The organism is Nonomuraea sp. NPDC049028 (genome assembly GCF_043197735.1).
In the GTDB taxonomy this organism is placed as follows: Bacteria; Actinomycetota; Actinomycetes; order Streptosporangiales; family Streptosporangiaceae; genus Nonomuraea.
This window is the reverse complement of the sequence record NZ_JBICTR010000013.1, coordinates 332,750-354,828: the sequence shown is the minus strand read 5'-3', so window position 1 is coordinate 354,828 and position 22,079 is coordinate 332,750. Positions and strand designations below refer to the sequence as shown.

19 protein-coding genes are annotated in these 22,079 nt (G+C 70.4%); 14 read left to right on the top strand and 5 right to left on the bottom strand.

All coding sequences use genetic code 11. The features are described from left to right. The first annotated feature begins 123 nt into the window (after window positions 1-123). The 6 genes from ACGFJ2_RS45010 to ACGFJ2_RS44985 all read left to right on the top strand — a co-directional run bounded on the left by ACGFJ2_RS45010 (window position 124) and on the right by ACGFJ2_RS44985 (window position 7,761). Window positions 124-1,041 (top strand): ABC transporter ATP-binding protein, encoded by a 918-nt coding sequence (locus ACGFJ2_RS45010; protein WP_393479090.1) that lies wholly within the window; start codon window positions 124-126, stop codon window positions 1,039-1,041. Between the two features lie 34 nt (window positions 1,042-1,075). Next, complete coding sequence (locus ACGFJ2_RS45005; RefSeq protein WP_393479087.1) at window positions 1,076-3,319, top strand: alpha/beta fold hydrolase; 2,244 nt, start codon at window positions 1,076-1,078, stop codon at window positions 3,317-3,319. 371 nt (window positions 3,320-3,690) lie between these two features. Beyond that, window positions 3,691-5,112 carry an alpha/beta hydrolase gene (locus tag ACGFJ2_RS45000; protein WP_393479084.1) on the top strand — a complete coding sequence of 474 codons (1,422 nt, stop codon included), beginning with the start codon at window positions 3,691-3,693 and terminating at the stop codon, window positions 5,110-5,112. Between the two features lies 1 nt (window position 5,113). Then, window positions 5,114-6,187 (top strand): sensor histidine kinase, encoded by a 1,074-nt coding sequence (locus ACGFJ2_RS44995; protein ID WP_393479081.1) that lies wholly within the window; start codon window positions 5,114-5,116, stop codon window positions 6,185-6,187. Then, complete coding sequence (locus ACGFJ2_RS44990) at window positions 6,184-6,840, top strand: response regulator transcription factor (RefSeq protein WP_357958622.1); 657 nt, start codon at window positions 6,184-6,186, stop codon at window positions 6,838-6,840. Before ACGFJ2_RS44995 ends, ACGFJ2_RS44990 begins: the two co-directional genes overlap by 4 nt. 204 nt (window positions 6,841-7,044) lie before the next feature. Next, a complete protein-coding gene (locus ACGFJ2_RS44985; RefSeq protein WP_393479078.1) occupies window positions 7,045-7,761 on the top strand; it encodes an alpha/beta hydrolase in 717 nt (238 codons plus the stop codon). A 104-nt stretch (window positions 7,762-7,865) separates the two neighbouring features. Here the strand turns inward: ACGFJ2_RS44985 and ACGFJ2_RS44980 are convergent, their stop codons facing one another. Further along, the gene (locus ACGFJ2_RS44980) at window positions 7,866-10,736 is read right to left on the bottom strand and encodes a BTAD domain-containing putative transcriptional regulator (RefSeq protein WP_393479075.1); all 2,871 of its coding nucleotides are present in this window, start codon (window positions 10,734-10,736) and stop codon (window positions 7,866-7,868) included. A gap of 158 nt (window positions 10,737-10,894) precedes the next feature. Here ACGFJ2_RS44980 and ACGFJ2_RS44975 point away from each other — a divergent pair, with 158 nt between their 5' ends. From ACGFJ2_RS44975 to ACGFJ2_RS44960, 4 genes are all read left to right on the top strand, one after another. Beyond that, the gene (locus ACGFJ2_RS44975) at window positions 10,895-11,347 is read left to right on the top strand and encodes a carboxymuconolactone decarboxylase family protein (protein WP_357958631.1); all 453 of its coding nucleotides are present in this window, start codon (window positions 10,895-10,897) and stop codon (window positions 11,345-11,347) included. 257 nt (window positions 11,348-11,604) lie between these two features. Then, entirely contained in the window at window positions 11,605-12,909 is a 1,305-nt protein-coding gene (locus ACGFJ2_RS44970) for an FAD-binding oxidoreductase (protein WP_393479072.1), read from the top strand. Window positions 12,910-12,921: 12 nt separating this feature from the next. Further along, window positions 12,922-13,125: a hypothetical protein gene (locus ACGFJ2_RS44965; protein ID WP_393479069.1), complete on the top strand. Its 204-nt coding sequence runs from the start codon at window positions 12,922-12,924 to the stop codon at window positions 13,123-13,125. Beyond that, on the top strand, window positions 13,122-13,994 hold the full coding sequence (locus ACGFJ2_RS44960; protein WP_393479066.1) for an SGNH/GDSL hydrolase family protein: 873 nt from the start codon (window positions 13,122-13,124) through the stop codon (window positions 13,992-13,994). Before ACGFJ2_RS44965 ends, ACGFJ2_RS44960 begins: the two co-directional genes overlap by 4 nt. A 37-nt stretch (window positions 13,995-14,031) precedes the next feature. Here the strand turns inward: ACGFJ2_RS44960 and ACGFJ2_RS44955 are convergent, their stop codons facing one another. After that, on the bottom strand, window positions 14,032-14,490 hold the full coding sequence (locus ACGFJ2_RS44955) for a rhodanese-like domain-containing protein (RefSeq protein ID WP_393479063.1): 459 nt from the start codon (window positions 14,488-14,490) through the stop codon (window positions 14,032-14,034). A gap of 98 nt (window positions 14,491-14,588) precedes the next feature. On the opposite strand from ACGFJ2_RS44955, the gene ftrA reads away from it, so the two are divergent. Further along, window positions 14,589-15,557: a transcriptional regulator FtrA gene (gene ftrA, locus ACGFJ2_RS44950; RefSeq protein WP_357958643.1), complete on the top strand. Its 969-nt coding sequence runs from the start codon at window positions 14,589-14,591 to the stop codon at window positions 15,555-15,557. Window positions 15,558-15,662: 105 nt separating this feature from the next. Here the strand turns inward: ftrA and ACGFJ2_RS44945 are convergent, their stop codons facing one another. The 3 genes from ACGFJ2_RS44945 to ACGFJ2_RS44935 form a co-directional block, all read right to left on the bottom strand. After that, on the bottom strand, window positions 15,663-16,592 hold the full coding sequence (locus ACGFJ2_RS44945) for a superoxide dismutase (protein WP_393479059.1): 930 nt from the start codon (window positions 16,590-16,592) through the stop codon (window positions 15,663-15,665). Between the two features lie 133 nt (window positions 16,593-16,725). After that, window positions 16,726-17,487 carry an NAD(P)H-binding protein gene (locus tag ACGFJ2_RS44940; protein WP_393479056.1) on the bottom strand — a complete coding sequence of 254 codons (762 nt, stop codon included), beginning with the start codon at window positions 17,485-17,487 and terminating at the stop codon, window positions 16,726-16,728. Between the two features lie 2 nt (window positions 17,488-17,489). Beyond that, window positions 17,490-18,773, bottom strand: a complete 1,284-nt coding sequence (locus ACGFJ2_RS44935; RefSeq protein ID WP_393479054.1) for an MFS transporter — start codon at window positions 18,771-18,773, stop codon at window positions 17,490-17,492. A gap of 79 nt (window positions 18,774-18,852) precedes the next feature. Between ACGFJ2_RS44935 and ACGFJ2_RS44930 the strand changes: the two genes are divergently transcribed. The 3 genes from ACGFJ2_RS44930 to ACGFJ2_RS44920 all read left to right on the top strand — a co-directional run bounded on the left by ACGFJ2_RS44930 (window position 18,853) and on the right by ACGFJ2_RS44920 (window position 22,021). Further along, window positions 18,853-19,752: a LysR family transcriptional regulator gene (locus ACGFJ2_RS44930; RefSeq protein WP_357958655.1), complete on the top strand. Its 900-nt coding sequence runs from the start codon at window positions 18,853-18,855 to the stop codon at window positions 19,750-19,752. 125 nt (window positions 19,753-19,877) lie between these two features. Beyond that, complete coding sequence (locus ACGFJ2_RS44925; protein WP_357958658.1) at window positions 19,878-20,126, top strand: hypothetical protein; 249 nt, start codon at window positions 19,878-19,880, stop codon at window positions 20,124-20,126. Between the two features lie 257 nt (window positions 20,127-20,383). Beyond that, complete coding sequence (locus ACGFJ2_RS44920) at window positions 20,384-22,021, top strand: phospholipase A2 (RefSeq protein WP_393479051.1); 1,638 nt, start codon at window positions 20,384-20,386, stop codon at window positions 22,019-22,021. Window positions 22,022-22,079 lie beyond the last annotated feature (58 nt).

Here is a 22,079-nt window from a genome sequence, read left to right as displayed (position 1 = left end):
GTAGGTCTAGGCCTACCTCCGGAGGTGGGAATCTTCGCCCCGGCCGGTGGGCGCACGCCCATCGAGATCGACGGCCCGAGCCGGAAAGCTGGCGGCCGTCAATCGACGAAGGGAGGCCAGGCCGTGATCGAAGTGAGCGGGCTGACCATGAGATATGGCGACAAGGTCGCCGTGGACGACCTGACGTTCAGCGTGAAGCCGGGACTGGTAACCGGTTTCCTCGGCCCGAACGGCGCGGGCAAATCCACCACCATGCGCGTCGTGCTCGGCCTGGAGGTGCCCCTCGCGGGCAAGGCCCTGGTGAACGCCCGTCCATACGCGTCAATGTCCAGGCCCATGCGCTCAATGGGAGCGCTGCTCGACGCCGGGGCGGTGCACGGGGGCCGCAGCGCGCGGGCGCATCTCGCCTGCCTGGCCCGCAGCAACGGCATCGGCCGGGCCCGGGTGGCCGCCGTGCTCGAGCAGGTCGGCCTGACCGGCGTCGCCGACGAGCGGATCGGCGGCTTCTCGCTGGGCATGCGGCAACGCCTGGGGATCGGGGCTGCGCTCCTCGGGGATCCGGGGGTGCTGATGTTCGACGAGCCGCTGAACGGCCTCGACCCGGAGGGCATCCGCTGGCTGCGCGACCTGCTGCGCTCGCTGGCCGACGAGGGCCGCACCGTGCTGTTGTCCAGCCACTTGATGAACGAGATGGCGCTCACCGCCGACCATGTCATCGTCATCGGACGGGGCCGGTTGATCGCCGACACCCCCCTCGATGCGCTGGCCGGCCACTTCCAGCGCGACGTGCTGGTCCGCACGCCCGACCCGGCCCGCCTGACCGCCCTTCTGGACACGCACGGTGCGACAGTGATCCCCGAGGACGACGGCGCCCTGTCCGTACGGAATCTCGACGCGGCCAGAATCGGCGCACTGGCGCTCTCCGGCGGCATCGCGCTGGCGGAGCTGTCCCCGCGCGGCGCCTCCCTGGAGGAGGCCTTCATGCGGCTCACCGAGGACAGCACGGAATACCGGGCCGGTGCCGGGGAGGCCATCCGATGACGGAATACAAGGCCGGTGGCAGGAAGGCCGTCCGATGATCGATGTGATCGCTTCCGAGTGGCTCAAGCTCCGCTCGCTCCGCTCGAACCTCTACCTGCTGGCCTGCTCGGTGGCGGCCGTCCTGGCCTGCGCCGGCGTGGCGTTCATGATCGGCCGCGGGTTCGACAACCAGTCGCCTGACGAGCGAATGGCCTTCACCGGCAACGGCGACGGCCTCGGCAACGGGATCGCGGTCGCCTACTTCGTGTTCGCCACGCTGGGCGCCCTCACGATCACCTCCGAGTACAGCACCAAGATGATCCAGACGAGCCTGGTAGCCGTGCCGCGCCGGCACGCGTTATTGCTGGCCAAGATCCCGGGTCTGGCCGCGGTCGCGCTGGTGGCGGGTCAGATTCTGGCGTTCGCCATGCACGCGGCCGCCATGGTGGTGCTCGGCGGCCGAGCCGGCCAGTTGCTCCGCGACGGCCAGACGCTGGGCACGCCGCTGTCGGAGCCGGGCGTGCTCGCCTCGGTGATCACCGCTGGGTTGTCGATGGCGGCGTTCGCCTTGATCGGGCTGGGCGTCGGGGCCGCCGTCCGCTCCACCCCTGGCGCCCTCGTCGTGCTGACCGTGATCATCGTGGTGCTGCCGGTGGTGGCCAAGACATTGCCCTCGCCCCTGCGCGCCCAGGTCGGCTCGTTCATGATCGAGAATCTGCCGCTCCAGATCGCGGGGGTCGGCGGTGGGCAGCTGTCGCCCGTGGCCGCGGCGGGGCTGCTGGTCGCGTACGTGATCGCCGCACTGACGGCGGGCGCGACGGCGATCACGCTCAGGGGACGCCGGATCAGGGCCCTGGCCATCGGTGCGGCTGTCACCGTCCTGGTGTCGGCGGTGCCCGCCGCCGCGTCCGGTTCGCCCGGCTCTGGCCCGTCCTCGCTGGACTGGGCGGCCTGCGCGGACAAGGAACTGTCCAAGGAGATGAGGTGCGCCTCGATCGAGGTGCCCGTGGACTGGTCCAAGCCATCCGGCAGGAAGATCCGCCTGACCGTCGGCATGCTGCCGAACACAGGTGTCCAACGCCGCATCGGCGCGGTGTTCGCGGTCCCCGGCGGCCCGGGCGGCTCTGGTGTCAAGGACTTGAGCAGGTACGCGGGCAGCTTCTCCGAGCTGCGCGAACGTTTCGACATCGTCACCGTCGAACCGCGTAACACCGTCGACAAGGGCGTGCTGCCGGACAAGTGTCTGATCGGTGGCCCGTGGATCGCTCTGCCCGACAGCCCTGCCGAGTACGCCGAGCTGGGCCGTCGCAACCGGGAGGCCGCGCAGCGCTGCCGCGCCGCCGACCCGGAGTACTTCGACCACCTCGACTCGGCGTCCGTGGCGCGTGACATGGAGGCGATCCGTGTCGCGCTGGGCGAGGAGCGGCTGAGCTTCATCGGCTCCTCCTACGGCGGTATCCCCAGCGTCACCTACGCCCGCCTGTTCCCCGCCCGCGTCCGGGCGGTGGTGGTCGACGGCACGATGAGCCCGACCATGGACAACGCGGAGTTCATCATGCTCACCAGCGAGAAGTCCTTCGAACGCTTCGGCGCCTGGTGCGCGGCGACCACCGCCTGCGCCCTGCACGGCCAGGACGTCGGCGAGGTCTGGCGGGCGCTGATCAAGCGCGCCGACCGCTCGCCGATCCCGATCAGAGGAGAGCAGTCGCAGGTCGCCTACAGCGGGTTCGACATCAAGGAGGCCGCCGCACCCAGCATCATCTCGCCTGGTCAGAAGCCCGACTATCCGCGATGGACGCAACTCGCCGAAGCGATCAAACGGGCCGTGGGCGGCGACGCCTCCGGATTCGCCGACTATGTCCGGCAAGGCACGTACAGCCTCAAGGTCCCGTCGGTCGTCGGCGGGAACATGACCCACTGCCCTGATGGCATGGGATACAACTCCTATGAGGAATACCGCGAAAAGCGCCGTAAGGGGGAGCGGCTGCTGCCCAACTTCTCCGGTATCGAGTTGTGGCACCGGCTCGGCTGCGTCGGCTGGCCCACCCCCGTCACCAACCCGTTCGAGCCGCTGCCCACCAAGGGACTGCCGCCATTCCTCGGCGTCGGCTCCTGGAGCGACTTCGTCTCGTCCGCGGACCTCGTACGGCACGTACCCGGCTCGGTGGCGGTCCAATACCAGTCGAACGGCCACGCGCTCTACAACAGCGACGTCTCCTGCATCATCGGCCACGTCAACCGCTACCTGACCAGCCTGCGCCTCCCTCCACCCGGCACCGTCTGCCGCCCCGCCGAGTGAAGCTCTCAGCATGGCGGCGAACCTACACGCCTGGCCGGTGGCCTCCGGCAACGCCGAACAAGACATGAAGAGATGAGGTGAGCCGGCCGGCGGAAACGCGCCCCCAGCCGCCGACGTGAACATCAAGAACCCCGGCGATCTCCCGCACATTGCCGGGGTCTTCCCGCTTCCACAACTCCTCATTTCTGAGAATGCGAGTGTGGTCATCGTCACGCTTAGCTACTAATCAGTCTTTACGGGTACGTCCGATGCAACGCGGGCGGAGGGCCATACCCAGGGCAGGCGCGGGTCGCCGCGCTCGCCAGTGCGCACGCGAGGATCTATCGAAAGGTGGACGACCGGCAGCAGGCCGTCCGGCAAGGCTGAGGGTCATGAAGAAGACGATCCTCGCCGTGCTCGGCACGATGCTGCTCTCCACGGTGGCGGCGGCACCGGCGACAGCGACGGCAGGCGCCAAGCTTTCCTGGCAGGACTGCGGAGACGGCCTGCAATGCAGCCGGCTCACCGTACCCGCCGACTGGGCCGTCCTCAAGGGTGAGCAGATCACGCTGGGGCTCGCCAAGCTGCCCGCCAGGGACCCGGCCGCCAAGAAGGGGACGCTCGTGCTCAACATGGGCGGCCCCGCCCAGCAGATCTCGGTCATGCGTCAGGCGAAGCAGGCCTTCGCCGACCTGACCCGATGGTTCGACATCGTGGTCTTCGACCCGCGCGGATTCGAGGCGAGCACCGGGGTGCGCTGCCCCGACCCGGCGCCGTGGGCTGCGAACGCGGAGTGGGTGTTCCCCGACCGCGCCACTTACGCCCGGTACACAGAGGAGAACCACCGCTTCGGCCTCGGCTGCGCCGAGGCCGCCGGCCCGCTCGCGGGCAACCTGGACTCCGGTCAAGGGGCCCACGACCTGGAGGCCGTCCGGGTGGCGCTGGGCGAACAGAAACTCCACTATTACGGCAACTCCTACGGCACCGTCCTCGGTGTGGCCTACGCCGAGAAGTTCCCCTCTCGTGTCGGCCGCATGTACCTGGACAGCCCGATCGACCACACCAACCGATCGTGGGCCGAATGGCTCCTGCCCAAGGCGAAGGTCAAGGAGGACAACCTCCATCGCTTCGCCGAGTGGTGCGCCACCGACCAGAGCTGCGCGCTCCACGGCCGCGACGTACTCCAGGTTTGGGACGAGGTCATGGACCGCGCCGCCAAGCGGCCGATCCCCGCGCCCGGTGCCGGCGCCGGAGCAGCGGCCAGTGCGACCCTGATCGCCTCCCGCGCGACTGTCACGTTCGATGCGACGTGGCCCGAACTGGCCAAGTCCCTGGCCGAGGCGTACGCCGGCGACGCCACCCGGTTCGCCAAGCCGTCCACCGGCGCGGCCGATCCGGACTTCAGCAGGATCACGATGTGCGCCGACTTCCCGTACCCGACCGCATATGGCGAGGTCAAGGCCATGGAGAAGCGGCTGAAGCGCGCCGCGCCGCGCATCGGCTGGACCATCGCGTGGCCGCTGGCCAACTTCTGCACCGGACTCCCGCGAAAGACGCCCTTCCCGCCCCATCCGGTACAGCCTCGCGGCCTGCCGCCGATCCTGATCGCCGGCGGCCTGTACGACGACGTGGCGCCGCCCGCGTACGCCCGCCGGATCACGGCACAACTCGACGGCGCCCGCTATATGGCGGTCAAGGGCGGTCACGCGCTCTACCTGAGCGGCAACCCCTGCATCCGCGATCATGTGCACCGCTACCTGACCACCGGACAACTCCCGCCCATGGGCACGACCTGCGGTCCGGCATCATCGTGACATGCGCTGGCTGAGGGAGGTTCTGCTCGTCGCCGGCGCCGCGACCGCTGCGGCGCTGCTGACGGCGCTGGAAGGGTCGGTCCCGCCCGACATGCCGCTCCTGATCGTCTTCAGCGTCGGCGTCAGCCTCCCCTTGTTCGTCCGGCGGGCGCTGCCGTTGGCCGCCGCGGTGGCCTCCGCGGTGATCGCGCTGGCCGGGATGGTCCAACTGCACCGATGGGAAGGGATGCTGGTCACGATGGCCGTGTTCTGCACGGCCGTCTACCACCGGCCGCGGCGTCCCGCTCTGGTGCTGGCGATCTCCACGTGCTGGGTGACGGGCATCGGCATGGTGACCGGCGGAAAAGGGTTGGCGCTCACCAGCATAGTGATCATGAGTGTCGCCCCGGTGGCCACGGGCTACGCGCTGCGGCTGCACCGGGACCGGGCCGGTCAGTCGCTGCGCGTGCAGCGGGCCGAGGCGGAGCGCGTGCTGGCCGAGGAGCGTACCTGGCTGGCCAGGAACGTGCACGACAGCGTGGGCCACCACCTGACGGCGATCCGGCTACAGGCCGCGGCGGCCCGGCGAACACGCGACGAGACCTCGGCGACGCGGGCCCTGGAAGTGATCTCGAACCTGTCGCTGTCCGCGCTGACGGAGGTGCGTGACCTGCTACGGACGCTCAGCGAGCACCCGGCCGCCCTTCAGCCCGGCACCGCCGACCTGGAGCGGCTGGCCGGGCAGCTCACCTCCGCCGGCCGAAGGATCACCATCCGCCGTACGGGGACAGCAGGAGTCCTGCCGCCGGCCGTCGACCACACCGCCTACCGGGTGGTCCAAGAGGCGCTGACGAACGTCGTACGCCATTCGACCGCGAGCGAGGTCACCGTCGACCTACGTCAGGACGACCGCGGCCTGCGCGTTGAGGTCCTCGACAACGGCGCCCCTGCGCCGGCGTCCCAGGCTGAGGGCCAGGGCATCCGCGGCATGCGGGAACGGGTGCGCCTGCTCGACGGCACACTGTCGGTGGGACCGGTCGAAACGGGCGGCTGGCGGGTCCGTGCCGATCTGCCCGGGGAAGGGAGTGCGTGGTGACGATCCGGGTGCTGGTCGCCGACGATCAGGAGGCGGCGCGGGAGGCGCTGCGGTGCATACTCGACGGCGAACCCGACATCGACGTGGTCGCGACGGTCGCCGACGGCGCCGAAGCGGTGCACCAGGCGCTGTGGCGGCGGCCGGATGTGGTGGTGATGGACCTGCGGATGCCCGGTATGGATGGCATCGCGGCCATTGACCGTCTCGCCGGCGCCCAATCCGCTTCCCGTGTGCTCGCTCTGACCACGTTCGACCTCGACGAGTACCTGTTCGGCGCGCTGCGCGCGGGAGCGGCCGGTTTCCTGCTGAAGGACAGTGATCCCGACGTGCTCGTCACGGCGGTCCGCGAACTGCACCAGGGCCGGGGGTTGATCGACCCGCAGGTCACCGGCCGCCTGATCAGCCGCTTCGCCGCACTGTCCCCGCGCCCCGCCACACCTGAACTCGACCTGCTGACCCCGCGCGAACACGACGTGCTACGCCTCCTGGCCCGAGGACTGAGCAACGGCGAGATCGCCGCGGCATGCACCATCGAGGAAGGCACGGTCAAAACCCACGTCAACCGGATTCTCACCAAACTCGGCCTGCGGACCCGCGTGCACGCCGCGATCTACGCCCACGAACACGGCCTCGTCGCCCGCGACGTTCCTTGACCGTCCGCCGGCCCTGATGCCGCGTCAGGCATCGCTCGCCCTCGCGGAACGTGAGCGGCCCCCTTGTGATAACTTCGGCGTCGCCGTGCACCGCATCAAACCGCAGGAGGTGAGACCGATCAACGCTGTGACAGGTCGGGGCTCCCTCCCTCGCATGGCCTAGGGAGCGCCCGCGCAAGGCATCCCGAAAGGCGTGAAACGCGCATGCGCTTCATCTCTCAGACGTCTACCGACGGCGTCACCGAACGACCCTTCACCCTTGGCGAGATCCCCGGCGTACTGTGGACGCCGGACGAAGCCGAGCCCCGTGCCCTGATTCTCATCGGACACGGCGGCGGACAGCACAAGCAGGCCCCTGGCGTGGTGGCCCGCGCCATCCGGCTGGCGGCCGAGTGCGGGTACGCGGCGGCGGCCATCGACGCCCCCGCCCACGGCGACCGGCCCAAGAGCGCCGAACACGAGCGGATCATCACCGAGATGCGCGCCCGCATGGCCGGCGCGGGCGACCCGCTCCCGCTGCTGGCCGAGCTCCACACTCTGCTGGCCGCCCAGACCGTCCCGGAATGGCGCACGGTCCTGGACGCGCTCGGGGATGTCGGCCCAGTGGGCTACTGGGGCATGTCGCTGGGCTGCGCTCTCGGCATTCCGCTGGTCGCCGCCGAGCCGCGCGTCCGCGCGGCGGTGCTGGGGCTGAGCGGGACGTCGCCGGCCTCGGCCGAGGCCGCCGCCGGGGTCGCGGTGCCCGTGCGGTTCCTGGTGCAGTGGGATGACGAGCGGGTTCCGCGCGAGGATGCCCTGGCGCTGTTCGACGCCCTGGCTTCGAGTGAGAAGACGCTGCACGCCAACCCCGGCAAGCACGGGGACGTGCCGGCCTTCGAGGCCGACAGCGCGCTGCGTTTCTTCGCCCGCCATCTGTGCTGATACCGCCGTCGGCCGCGAGCCCGTCGTGGCGACCGTGGCCGGTCCGGCGGTAGGACATGTACCGTTCGCAAGCGTCGTCGTACCGGTGACCGCCGGCCCCCTGGTCACTTTCGGCGAGAGGTCTCCGGTGCGGAGAGGAGCTGGGCGATGGCCTCGCGGGCGCGATTCTCCTCGCTCCGGTTGCTCAGCTCCACCGCCAGATCGAGAGCCGCGCTGTGCAGGCGTACGGCCTGGCCGAGGTCTCCCAGGGTCGCCGCGATCTCGGCCAGGCTGTTGAGTGCCTTGGCCTCGCCTCGCCGGTAGCCGAAGAGCCGATAAAGCTCCAGCGCCTGCTCGTGATGGTCGCGCGCCTCGGTGAGCCGGCCCAGCCGGGTGCAGGCCACCCCGAGGTTGTCCAGAGCGTCGGCCTCACCGCCTCGGCTGCCGATCTCCCGGGACAGCTCCAGCGCCTGACGATGCAGGTCGGCCGCCCGCGCGTACCGGCCCAGCCGCTCGTGGACGATGCCGAGGTAGTCCAGCGTCACGGCCTCCCCGAACCGGTCGCCGATGTCGCGGAACAGTTCAAGGGCACGCAGGTTCGCCTCCTTGGCCCGCTCGTGGTCGCCTTCGTCCGTACTCACCCTGGCCAAGCCGAGCAGCGCCCGCGCCTGACCTCGCCGGTCTTCAGCTGTACGGCAGGCGGCCAGCGCCCGGTCGAAGTGCTCACGGGCGACGTCATGGCGCCCCCGCACCTGATGCACCCAGCCGAGATCGGTCAGCGCCCGCCCTTCGTCGGCCGGATCCTCACGGCGCCGGGCGGCCCGCAGTGCCTTGCCGTACAGAGTGAGGGCGTCGTCGTGGTGGGCGTGGTCGTAAAGATAGCGGTACAGCGTGGTGGCCAGCAGGCTGGTGTGCGCCACGTCGCGATCGGCGGCCAGAACGAGGTTGGCTCGTTCGGCGTCCAGCCACGCCAATGCCTGCGGCGCGTCATGGAGCGGGACCGGTGGGAGCGTGGCTCGTTCGATGCGCGGTCGCCGGTGGGCGCTGTCGGGGTAGAGCACCTCCATGGCGGCCGCCGCAGTTGTCAGCTGGTGGCCGAGCAGCCGGGTCAGCGCCGCGTCCCTGGCCTGCGGCGGCTCCTGCTCGGCCACCAGGTCCGCGGCGTACCGGCGGAGCAAGTCGTGGAAGACGTACCGGCCGAAAACGCGCTGCTGAAGCATGTGCGCGTCCAGCAGGTCCTCCAGTACGTCCTCGGTACGCTCCATGGGGAGATCGGCGAGCGCGGCGGCAGCGTAGGGTTCGAAGTCGCGGCCGGGATGCAGTCCGAGCAGGCGGAAGAGCCGCTGCTGGTCAGCGGTGAGCTGGCGGTACGACAGGGTGAACGCAGCCGCCACGCCGCGTTCCGACCTGGCCAGCTCGGTGAGCCTGCGGCGCTCATCACGCAGGCGTTCGGCGAGATGGTCCACGCTCCAGCGAGGGCGGTGCCGCAGACGGGTGGCGGCGATGCGTACGGCCAACGGCAAGAACCCGCACAGCAGCAGAACCTCGGTGACCGCCTCGGGCTCGGCGGCCGCACGCTCGCCCACGATGCCGGTGAAGAGCGCCAAGGCGTCGGGCAGGGGCAGTACGTCCATGGACAGGGCCCGCGCGCCATCCAGGTCGGTGAGCCGCTGGCGGCTGGTGATGAGCACCAGGCTGTCCGAAGCGCCCGGCAGCAGGGGCCGGACCTGGGCGGCGTCGGCGGCGTTGTCCAGCACCAGCATTACTCGGTGGCCGGCCAGCTCGGCTCGCCACAGCGCGGCCCGCTCCGTCATGGACGCGGGGATGCGCTCGGTCGGCACGCCGAGCTGCCGCAACAGCACCTCCAGCGCTTCCCCGGGCTCAAGTGGCCGCTGGCCCGCTGTGTGAGCGTGCAGGTCGATGAAGAGCTGACCGTCGGGGTATCGCTCGGCGAGCCGATGCGCGGCATGGACGGCCAGCGCCGTCTTGCCGATGCCGGCCATGCCGTCGATCGCGGAGATCGTCACCGCCTGGCCGGCGGGCTCGCACAACTCCTCCACCTGGACGGAGCGGCCGGCGAAGTCGGCGATGTCGTAGGGCAGGAACGCCGCCTCGCGCCGGGCCGTGACGGCGGCGGGCAGCACGGCCTCCGCGGGCCTCGCCGTGGCGAGTAGGTCGGCCGCCGCGGGCCGGATCGTAGCGGCCGCAGACGGCTCACCGCGCAGGACGGTCTCCTCCACTGCCAGGAAGTCAGGGCCCGGATCCAGCCCCTGCTCATCGGCCAGTCTGCGGCGGTAGTCACGGCCGACGGCCAGCGCGTCCGTCTGGCGCCCGGCGCGGCGCAGGGCCAGCATCAGTTGCCCGGCCAGTCGTTCACGCAAGGGATGCGCGGTCAGCTCGGCGGCCAGCTGATCAATGAGCTCCTCGTGCCTTCCGGCGGCGAACTCGAGCTCCACCAGCCGCTCGATCGCGGCAAGCCGCCGATCCTCCAGCCGTGCCCTGGCGCTCTCGGCGAAATGGGCCTGGACGTCGGCGAAGGCGGGCCCGCGCCACAGGGCGAGCGCTCCACGCAGCGTCCGTACGGCCGCAGCCGGCTCGGACCCCCGCTCGGACCCCGGCCCGGACCTCAGTTCGGACCTCGCCTCGGACTCCGCCTTGGCCACGAGCGTGGTGAACTCCTGTAGGTCGAGCTGTCCCGGCTCCGGAGTGATCACGTATCCGGCCGGCCGGGTCTCGACCAGGTGGCCCGTGTTCGCCGCGCGCAGCGTGCGCCGGATCGCCGTCAGCGCGGCGTGTACCTGTGCCCGGGCGGTGTCCGGCCGCGTCGGGCCCCACATCGCCTCGCTCAGCCGCTCGACGCTCAGCACCGTGCCGGAATGCAGCAACAGGTACGCCAGGAACGCACGGTGCCGCGGGGCGAGCGAAGGAAGCTCCAGGCCCTCGACCGACACCTCCACGGCACCCAGGACCACAAACCGTACATTCCAGCCGAGCATCGCAGGAGTCTATATCCGCGGCGGATCACCACATCGTCGATGCATCGCGGATGTATTAATCGCCCTCGTGATGCTGGTCGTACGGCGCGGCGGTCACATTTCCCCGCTCGCCTCAGTCATATGAGCGACAACGTTCAGAACTCTCCAGGAGACAGACCATGCAAGCACGCATGAAGAACCCCGCCATCGTCCTGCCCGGAGCCATGCAGGCGCTGATGAACCTCCAGAAGGCCACCGACCAGGCCGGGCTGCCCAAGGTCACGTCCGACCTGGTGCTGCTGCGGGCCAGCCAGATCAACGGGTGCAGCGTCTGCGTCGACATGCACGCCAAGGACCTGCGCAAGCAGGGCGAGAGCGACGAGCGGCTCTTCGCCGTGGCCGCCTGGCGCGAGGCCCCGTACTTCACCGACGCGGAACGCGCCGCGCTGGCACTGGCCGAGGCCGTCACCCGGCTCGCCGACGGCGGCCAGGTCGGCGACGACGTGTGGGACGAGGCCGCCGACCACTACTCCGAGACCGAGCTCGCCGCCTTGATCATGACGGTCTCCACCGTCAACCTGTGGAACAGGCTCAACGCGACCACCAGGCAGATCGCGGGCGCGGCATGGTAGCGGTCGCCCTCGTCACCGGCGCGAACAAGGGCATCGGCTTAGATGCGGCCACTGCTGCGCCGCTCGGCGGCGGGCCGCATCGTGAACGTCTCCAGCGAGCGCGGCTCGATCGGCCGCACCCTGGACCGGAGCCAAAGGCGCCGCACCGATCGTGGCCATGGCCCTGCTGGAAGCCGACGGCCCCACCGCCACCTTCGTCCAGCACGAAGGCCCTCTTCCCTGGTAGTCCCTGGTAATTCCTGAAGGAGATGACAGCTATGGATCTGCGTAATGCCGTCCGAGGGCGTGTACTGCTCCCCGGCGAGGACGGGTTCGACGAGGCGGCCCGGCCGTGGGCGGTGGGCGTGCACCAGCCGGTGGCCGCCGTGGTGGCGGCCGAGAACGCCGCGGATGTGGCGGCGCTGGTGCGATACGCCCGCGAAGCCGGGCTGACGGTCACCGCCCAGCCGTCGGGCCATGGCGCCTCGGGCGATGTGCAGGGGGTGATCCTGCTGCGTACCGGCCGCCTGGACCGGGTGGAGGTCGACGCGGAGGCGCGTGTCGCCCGGGTCGGTGCCGGCGTGCGGTGGGGCCGGGTGCTGGCCGAGACCGGCAAGTACGGCCTCACCGGGCCGGCCGGCAGCAGCCCGGCGGTGACGGTCGCCGGGTTCGTCGCCGGCGGCGGGATCTCGTGGTTCGGCCGCAAGTACGGCTGGGCCGCCGACTCGGTACGCGCCTTCGAGATCGTCGACGCCGACGGCGAGCAGGCGCGGGTCACCGCCGAATCCGACAGCGAGCTGTTCTGGGCGCTGCGCGGTGGTGGCGGCGACTACGCGCTGATCACCTCGATCGAGCTGGCGCTGTACCCGGCGCCCAGCGTGTACGGCGGACGGATCGTCTGGCCGGCGGCCCGCACGGCCGCGGTGTTCGACGCCTTCCGCCAGGTCACCGCGGACGCGCCGCGCGAGCTGTCGGTGTGGGTCAACCGCGTGGCTCCGCCGCCGCCCGCCCCGCCGATGGTCACGGTGGACGTGACCTACCTCGGCGACGACGCCGAGGCCAAGGCGCTGCTGGCCGTCTTCGACGAGATCGGCGGCAGCCTCTCCGACAGCCGTGGCCTGATGGACCTCGCCGACCTGGGCACGATCGCCGCTGAGCCGATCGAGCCCAGCCCGATGCTGGCCCGCACCGAACTGCTGGGCGGCCTGGACGAGGCGACGCTGGCGACGCTCGCCGGTTCCGACCTCGCGCCGCTGCTGAATTTGCAGGTCCGGCAGCTGGGCGGGGCGCTGGCCGAGGCCGATCCCGGCGGCGGCGCGGGTGGGGCGCTCGCCGAGCCGTACCTGCTCTACCTGCTCGGCCTGCGGCTGCCCCACCTGGCCGATGCGGTGCGGGGCAAGCAGGCAGCCCTGGTCGAGGCGCTGGGGCAGGCGCTCAGCGGGCGCAAACCGTACACCTTCCTCGCGCCGGCGGAGAACGCCGCCCAAGCCTTCCCCGCCGGCGCCCTGGCCCGGCTGCGCGAGATCAAGCGCGACCGCGATCCCTATGGCGTCTTCCGCGCCAACTTCCCCGTCTTGGACTGAAGGAGCACCCACGTGTGGAAAATCGCGACCGCGGCCGCCCTGATCGCCGCATTGACGGCGTTACCGGCACCCGCCGACGCGGAAACCGGCAGGTGGACAGCGGGATGGGCGAGCGCCGTCCAGCAGCCGTCGGCCGACGTCTGGTATCCCACCTGGGCGGAGAAAGGCTTCGCCGACCAATCCGTCCGCCAGGTGGTGCGCACTCCGCCTCCGTGAACATCCCCGCCGGCGGGCAGGCCGCCGGCGACCCCGTCCGGCTCGCGGTCAAGCCGGGCGAGCGGCTGACCGTGACGCTCTACTTCCAGGGCGCCACCGGCCCGGCCACCTACCACAACCTCGCGCAGGCCACCTCCTACCGGGCCACCGGCGATCACCTCCGCGACCTCGGCGCGGCCGCCTTCGCCGAGACCAACAGCTCCTGGTTCTACCTGTCCGGCGTGGACGTGTACGGCGACGCGGCAGCGGTGGCGACCTTCGGCGACTCCATCACCGACGGGTACGGCGCCACCCAGGACGCCGACGACCGCTACCCGGACGCGCTGGCCCACAGGCTGGCCGGACGACGGCCGGTGGTCAATCTCGGCATCGCCGGCAATCGCCTGCTCACCGACTCGGCGTGCCTGGGTGAGCGGGGACTGGCGCGCTTCCGCTGGGACGTGCTCGACCGGTCCCGCGTCAAGAGCGTGATCGTGCTGGAGGGCATCAACGACATCCTCCTGGGCCTGCAGGAACCCACGCCCTGCACCACGCCCGCGGTCAAGGTCGGTGCCGACGACCTGATCGGCGGCTACCGGCAGCTCATCCGCGCCGCCCACGCACACGGCGTGCGGATCATCGGCGGCACCCTCCTGCCCGCCAAGGGGTACGCGTACCTCACTGACGAGGCCGAGCGGATCCGCGACGCGGTCAACACGTGGATCCGGACCAGCGGCGCGTTCGACGCGGTCGTCGACTTCGAGCGCGCCGTCGCCGACCCCGCCGACCCCGACCGGATTCGGCCCGGCTTCGACAGCGGAGACCACCTCCACCCCAACCCGGCGGGCTACCAGGCGATGGCCGACGCCATCGACCTGCGCACCCTATGAAGCCGGGGTCCGCGGTCAGCGGCCGCATGTGACCAGGTCAGCAGCCGCAGGCGTCGGCGTGGACGGGAGCCGTCAGCGGGTCGGCGGGCCGCCTCTCCACGCCGGAGACGGTCACGACGGGGAAGCCCTCGCGCGCCCAATACTCGAAGCCGCCGATCATCTCCTTGACCCGATAGCCGAGCCTGGCGAACTCCAGCGCCGCGCGCGTCGCGCCGTTGCACCCGGGCCCCCAGCAGTACGTCACCACGGTCACATCACGGGGGACGATCGATGGCGCGCGTGCGGCGATCTCCGCCGTGGGCAGGTGCAGCGCGCCCTCGATGTGACCCTGACGCCAGCTCTCCACGCTGCGCGAGTCGACCACGACGATGCTCGCATCGCCCGCGCTGAGATCGGCGTGGACATCGGACACGTCCGTCTCGAACGCCAGACGGGCGGAGAAATGAGCGACGGCGGCGGCCACGTCGGCGGCCAGCGTGGCAAGAACTGCTGACATTTCGGGATTACCTCCAACTCGTTCCTGCCATGAATGGTGCAGCGCGCCCCCACCGCCTCACGAGTGGCATGAATGCCTAATGTCGCTAATATCCAGCCATGCTCTGGCGCTATGACAGCAACCGCACCGTCTCGGTCCTGGCCTACGACGGCATGAGCCCTTTCGAGCTGGGGTGCGTCGTCGAGGTCTTCGGGCTTCCCCGGCCGGAGCTGGACGTCCCGTGGTACGACCTCGCCGTCTGCGCCGAGCACGACGGCCCGCTGCGGGCGGTCGGCGGCTTCACCATCCAGGCCACGTACGGGCTGGAGGTGTTCGCCGAGGCGCGGACGGTGATCGTCCCGGGTGTGCCGGACGTCCGCGCCGAGGTCTCCCCCGCGCTCATCGACGCGGTGCGACGGGCGCACGAGCGGGGCGCCCGCGTCGTGTCGATCTGCTCGGGGGCCTTCGTCCTCGCGGCGGCCGGCCTCCTGGACGGCCGGTCGGCCACCACGCACTGGAGGTACGCCGAGCTGCTCCAGGAGCGTTTTCCGCAGGTGAGAGTCGATCCCGGCGTGCTTTACGTGGACAACGGCGATGTTCTGACCAGCGCGGGCAGCGCGGCCGGCATCGACCTGCTGATCCACCTCGTCCGCCGGGACCATGGCCCGGGCGTGGCCAACGCGGTGGCCAGGAGGCTGGTCGTGCCGCCGCACCGGGAGGGCGGCCAGGCGCAGTTCATCGAGGCCGCCGTCACCCCCGTCGAGGACGACGACGCCGTGGCCAGGACGATGGAATGGGCGCTGGCCAATCTCTCCCGCCCGATCACGGTGGCGGTGCTGGCCCGTGTCGCCGGGATGTCGCAGCGCAGTTTCGTCCGGCACTTCAACCGCAGGACCGGGACCAGCCCGCTGCGCTGGGTGATCGCGCAGCGGATCGCGGCCAGCCTGCCGCTGCTGGAGTCGGCCACGGCGCCGGTCGAGGAGGTCGGGGCCGCCGTCGGCTTCGAAAGCCCGGTGACCTTCCGTCACCACTTCAGCCGCTCGATGCACACCTCCCCGTCCGCCTACCGGAAGGCATTCGGCCGCTGATCCGCCCGGCCCGGATCAGCTCTTGCCGGGGAGCCGCGCGACGGCACCCGCGGCTACAGCCGAGACGAACGTGGCGGCGAGGTCGCGCCGGCTCACGAGCGCCGCTCAGGGGCGGGGGATGGCGACGGCGGTGTACGGGGTGGTGGGGGTCGGGCTGGTGTCGAAGCGGGCATTGGGGAGGTACAGCCGGGTCCCGAAGGCCGCCACGGTCGCCGGTACGTCGAACCGGCGATCACTCACCCGCCGCACGACGCGGCCGCTGGTGCCCGCCGCGTTCAGCCGCAGGACGGCCACGGCGTTGAGCCGGTTCTGCACCGCGTACAACGTCCGGCCGCGCAGCAACAGGCCATCGCCCTCCCGCAATGACTCGCCGTGCAGGTTGACCCGGCGGGTCTTGCCGGACCGGTCGACGCGGAACAGTCTGCCGGTGTTCGACTGCACAACGATCAGGCCGCGGCCGTCCGGAGTCGGGGTGATGCCGTTGGCGTTGAAGCCGTCGCCGTACACCAGGTCCCCGGTGAGCGGGATCCGCGCCGCGGCGGCGGGCAGCCGTCCGCCGCGCAGCGGCAGCTTGTAGAGCACCGGGTTGGTGGAGTCGGTGAACCACGCGGCGCCCTGGGTGAGGATGACGTCGTTGACGAACGCCGGGCCGGTTGCCAGCCGGTAGGAGGCCAGCACCCGGCCGGTGCGGGAGTCGATGACGCGTGCGTCGCCGCCCGTGCCGCCCGCCATGAACAACCGTCCGCGCGGGTCGGTCTTCATCCCGAGGGACGGTGTTCCGGACCCGCGGCTGATGATCGCGCCGCGTCCGGTGCGCAGGTCGGCGCGGTAGATGGAGCCGTCGGCCATGGAGCCGATGAAGGCGAACGGGCCGGGGCCGATGGCGATGCCCTCGGGCTGGAAGCCGTCGGGTAATGAGATGGAGGTCGGAGACGTCCCGGCCCGCCGGTCCGCTGTCGCTCCGGCGGACCCGCCCATGGTGATGGCCAGGACGAGTGCGGCGAGAATCGCGCGAAGGCCCCTGATTGATCGCATGGTCTGATGCCTTCAGTTGTCGACGGCCGGGGCGAACGCGGCGGCGTGGTCGCGGGCGAAGTCGGCGACGTCGCGCGGCGGGCGCCCGAGAAGGTCGGCGACCGTATCGGTGGTGAAGTCTCCCCAGCCGGATTCATACGCCCGCGTACTCCTCCAGCATGTCGACGATCCACTGCGGAACGCCGTAGCCGAGCAGTGTCTTGCGCTTGGCGTCGTCGCTGACCGGCACGTGCGTGATGGACCTGCCGAGAGCGAGACTCAAGTGGCCGGCGACCTCGTCGAACGTCAGCGAGCGCGGGCCGGTGAGGGTGTACGTCTGGCCGTGGTGGCGATCCGGGTCGTCGAGGAGCACGCGGGCCGCGCACTCGGCGATGTCGCGTGCGTCGATCATGCCGACCCGCGCCGCGGCCATGTTCAGCGAGAACGTGCCGGTGGCGGCGAGGTCGCCCGCCTCGTTCAGCAGGTTCTGCATGAACCAGTGGGGACGCAGGATCGTCCAGCGCATGCCGCACCGTTCGGTCTCCCGGTCCGACAGCGCGTGCAGTCTGCCGCTGCGGTTCGGCGCGTCGTGTGCCGCGCCGACGACGGACAGGCGCACGACGCGCTCCACACCGGCCTGTCGGGCGGCCCACACGGCGTTCATGTTGTGCTCCGGAGCGCGCGGCCCGTTCGGGGTGAGCAGCCACACGTCCTGCACGCCCTCGAAGGCGGGCGGCAGCGACCGGGCGTCGTCGAGGTCACCGACGAAGACCTCGGCGCCCCGCTCGCGCGGGCCGGCCGCTTTGGACTCTTCGCGGACGAGAGCCCGGAGTCTCACATCGGCGCCTTCCAGCGCGTTGATCAGCGCGGTGGACACGGTTCCGGTGGCGCCGGTGATCAGTACGGTACGCGACATGGTCATTCTCCCTTGGTGGAGGTACGGACGAGGTTGCGGACGTCCTTCGTTGGCTTGCCTGTCGCCCGGGCAACGGTGACGCGCTCCAGAAGCCAGAGCACGAGGGTCCCGGCCGAGAGGGTGGCGCCCAGGACGCACACGCCGGTCCAGCCGCTGTTCGCCCAGACCGCCGAGGCCAGCGCGGACCCCACCGCGCCGCCGACGAACAGGGAGGTCATGAAGGCGGAGTTGATCCGGTTGCGGGCCTCGGGCCGGAGCGCGTACAGGACGTTCTGGCTGCTGTTGAGCACCGCCTGATGGGCCAGATCCAGCACGATCACGCCGACGAGCAGCAAGACCAGCGAGTGCGCCCCGGCCGCGAGCGCCGGCCAGGACGCCACCAGCAGGACCGTCCCGGCGCCGGAAACGATCTGTACGTACCCGCGGTCGGCCAGCCGCCCGGCCACCGTGGCGGTCAGCGCGCCCACGACACCGGCCAGCCCGAACAGGCCGATGGCCGACTCCGACCAGCCGTACGGCGAGCCCGCCAGCAGGAAGGTCAGCGCCGTCCACAGCACGCTGAACGAGGCGAGGCTCAAGGCGCCGATACCCGCCCGCCATCGCAGCAACGGCTCGTACCGGAACATCGCCGCCGTCGAGCGCAGCAGACCGACATAAGACTGGCGTCCGCCACCTCCGCCGTCCCGGCCATCGCCGCTGTCTCCGCCGAGCCGGGGCAGGAAGGCGCGCAGCAGCACGGTCATCAACGCCATCAGGATCGCGGTCACCCAGTAGACCGTCCGCCAGCCGCCCAGCTCCGACAATGCTCCGGACGCCGTACGTGCCAGCAACAGGCCGAGCATCAGCCCGGTCATCACCGTGCCGACCACCCGGCCACGCTCGGCCGGGGCCGCCAGCGTCGCCGCGAACGGCACCACGACCTGCGCTCCCACCGAGGTCAGCGCGGTGAGGGCCGTACTGACCAGGAGGACCATGCCGTTGGGGGCGGTGGCCGAGACCAGCAGGAACACCGCGGTCGCCCCGTAGAGCGACATGGCGAGCCGCCGCCGCTCCACCAGGTCGCCGAGCGGCACCAGCAGGACCAGCCCCAGTGCGTACCCGATCTGCGCGGCTGTCACCAACAGCGCCGCCCGCGATGACCCGATCCCCAGCTCCCGGCCGATCAGGTCGAGCAGCGGCTGCGCGAAGTAGTTGCCCGCGACGGCCAGCCCGGTCGCCACCGACATGAGCAGGAGCAGCCCGCGCGACAGGCCGCCGTCCGTGTTGTGAGGTCTCATCACCATCATGCCTCCACCTTGGGCGACAGGGGATCAATGAGTCCAACACATGTTTGTCATCGGACCGATCGCGTATCACGATTGATCCATGGAACTGCAGCAGATGCGCTACGTCGTCGCGGTCGCGGAGACGAGCAACTTCACCCGCGCTGCCGAGCAGTGCCTGGTCGTCCAGTCCGCGCTGAGCCACCAGATCGCCCGCCTGGAACGTGAGCTGGGTGCCAAGCTGTTCGAGCGCACCAGCCGCCGGGTCCGGCTGACCCCCGCCGGCGCGGCGTTCCTGCCCGCGGCCCGCCAGGCTCTCGACGCCGCCGAACGCGCCCGCGCCGAGGTGGCGGCCGCCGCCGGCGAGATCCGCGGCCGGCTCGCCATCGGCGCCATCCCCACGGTCGCGGCGGTCGATCTGCCGGCCGCGCTGAAGGAGTTCCACCTGCGGCATCGGCAGGTACGGATCAGCCTCCGCTCGGGCGCGAGCGAGGATCTCATCGAAGGGGTGAGCCAGGGCACCCTGGACGTCGCCTTCCTGGGGCTTCCCCTGGGCGTGCGCCCCAAGGGAGTCCGCGGCCGCGAACTGGCGCGCGGCGACCTCGTCGCCCTGGTCGCGCCCGATCACCCGCTGGCGGACGAGCAGTGTGTGGACCTGCACCAGCTGTCGGACGAACCGTTCGTCGACTTCCCCGTGGGCACCGCCGCGCGGGCCCAGTCGGATGAGGCGTTCGCGGCGGCCGGGGTGCGGCGCGAGGTCGCCTTCGAGGTGACGACCGTGGACTTCATCGCTCGGCTGGTCCGGCAGGGCCTGGGCATCGGGATGCTGCCCGCCGCCTTCGTGGCCGAACTCCCCGATCTGCCCATCCTCCAGCTTCGCGACGCTCCCGCCCGCATGGAGCACCTCATCTGGAGCCGCTTCCAGCCCTCCCCCGTCGCCGCGGCGTTCCTGTCCGCCCTCGGCATCTCGGCGGCGGAATCCGCAAGCTCGCCGGATTCATGATTTATCCGGAATCCGCAGCGGTGGGTCCCGACGAATACGTCAAGAAAGCGCTCAACGCTTTCGGCGTCGCCTGCGCCGTCGAAGCAGTTGAGCGTTCCCCTTACCTGCTCTGATCGGGAGGATGTGTGAAGAAGAGGCTGCGGCAGCTCGCCCTCGCCTTCGTGGCGGTTCTGATCCTCGGGTTCGTCGCTCTGACGGTGGTGATCTTCGTACCTGAATCGCTGCCGTATGTGTTCATCGCCGTGGTGGCCATCCTTGTGGTGTGCGGCATCCTGTTCGAGATCTTCGTCCTGTCCGACCCGGAGCCCCTCGACCTACCGCCGCGATCGGCCCACGACGAGACGATGGAACGACGCCGCCGCGATCCCTGGTGACGCGACAGCACAATTGCCAATAACCAAAGTCAAGTCATTATTGTCGAAGCCGCCACAGTATCGCCATAAATTCGCTATAAACTCACCATACAGACCGCCGACCTGCGCAAACGCATGAATGAATCACCTCCAAGCTATAGCTCCATGGGCGATTTGAACATCGTCCTGCGAAATAGTCAAGCTCTTGTCAAAGCGATTTATTAGCACTTATCCTCCAGGTGATCAAATCACTTTTTCTCTTTTCCTGGAGGCACCACTTGCGCCGATTAGCGCTCCCCGTCGCCGTCACGGCGATGCTCCTCCCCTTCCTCGCCCCCGAGGTCTCCGCCGCCACGGTCACCTCGAAGGCCTCCGTCGCGGTGCTCGCCGACCCGCCGCCTGCCGACGTGCAGGAGATCGGCCCCGGCCAGTACTCCGCCGACACCAAAACCTTCAAACTCACCGAGCTGGACGTGTCCGCGGGCGCGATCAGCCGTAAGCACGGTGTGGCTCTGGCCGGTGGCGATCTGGCCCGGCCGCAGTCGGCCCCGTCCACTCGCCCTGAGCTGGGCGTCTTCGGGCCGAGCTGGCAGGCCGAGTTCGCCGGTGGGGAGATCAACCGGAAACTGGAGAACCAGAACGGCACCCTCGTCGTCACGGAACTCGACGAAGGGACCTCGACCAGCTACCCCCTGAAGAGCAGCGTCTCCACCCCTGACGGCGGCGGCATCCAGACGTACGAGGCCGCCGACGGATCCAAGATCACCGAAACCACCAAGTGGGACGCGGCCGTCGGCGCGATGCGCACCACGACGACCGAGACGTACGTGACGGATTTGGGTCCCCTGAACCCGGGCGCCGAGCCCATGACCTACCCCGACGGCACCCCCATCAGCGCCGCCGACCTCCAGCTCACCTACGTCTGGTCACGGCCGGCCGGGGCGCCGAGCGCCGACCCCTGGCGCGTGACCAGCGTCGGCACCGCCGCCCTCGGCAAGTCCACGATCACCTACGACGCCCAGGCCCGGGTCAGCACCGTCAAGGAACCGGCCCGTGGCGAGAACCCCGCGTCGGTCACCAAGTTCACCTACGCCACGGCCACCACGGCCGCCGGCACCTCCTTCGGCGACTTCGCGGGCCGGCTCAAGGAGGTCACCGTCGCGTACGGAACCCAGGCGCCGCAGACCGAGGCCAGCTACGCCTACGACCCGAACGGCCTGCTGCGCACCGTGACCGACCCCAGCGTCGGCGCCACCCAGGGGACCTACGCCTACGACCCGGTGGGACGCCTGTCGTCGATCGAGTCCGCCAGCAACGGCGGCTGGCAGCTGTCCTTCCCGGCGGGCGTCGCCGCTCCCCAGGTGACCGCCACCGACACCGACATGCCGGCCAACGGCGGGACGACCGAGGGCGCGGCCGGACTCGACGACCCCAACGCCACCGAGCCGCCGGCCAGTGACTTCCTGCCGGACGGCGTGGACCCCCCGCAGTCCTACCCGAAGAAGTGCGACACGGCCAAGACCTGGATGTGGTACACGAAGTCGGGCTGCTCGGCCTGGGCATTCCATGGCGGCAAATGGCGGAAGCCGAGCTGGAAGCGGACCGCCAGCGGCTTCAAGGTCAGGGGCATCGACTACGACCACTGCACGAAGCCGGGAGCGGACCGCCCCGCCGGGTTCGACTTCCGACCGGCCTGTGACTCCCACGACTACGGGTACGGCCTGATGACCAACCAGAAGAAGCATTACAAGTACTACCTCGACCGCACTCTCAGGCGGAAGGCCGACGTGGACACCCGCTTCTACATCACCTTGAAGGACAAGGTATGCGGGGGCTACTTCTTCCTGGTGCGGGGCGCCTGCAGGAAGATCGCGGCAGTCTACTACGCGGCTGTTCTCCTCTTCGGCATGCCCTGAGAACGGGCGTGCGCAAGCCGTAAAACCCGCTGAGTAACCTTCCACGGGCCGGATGGCG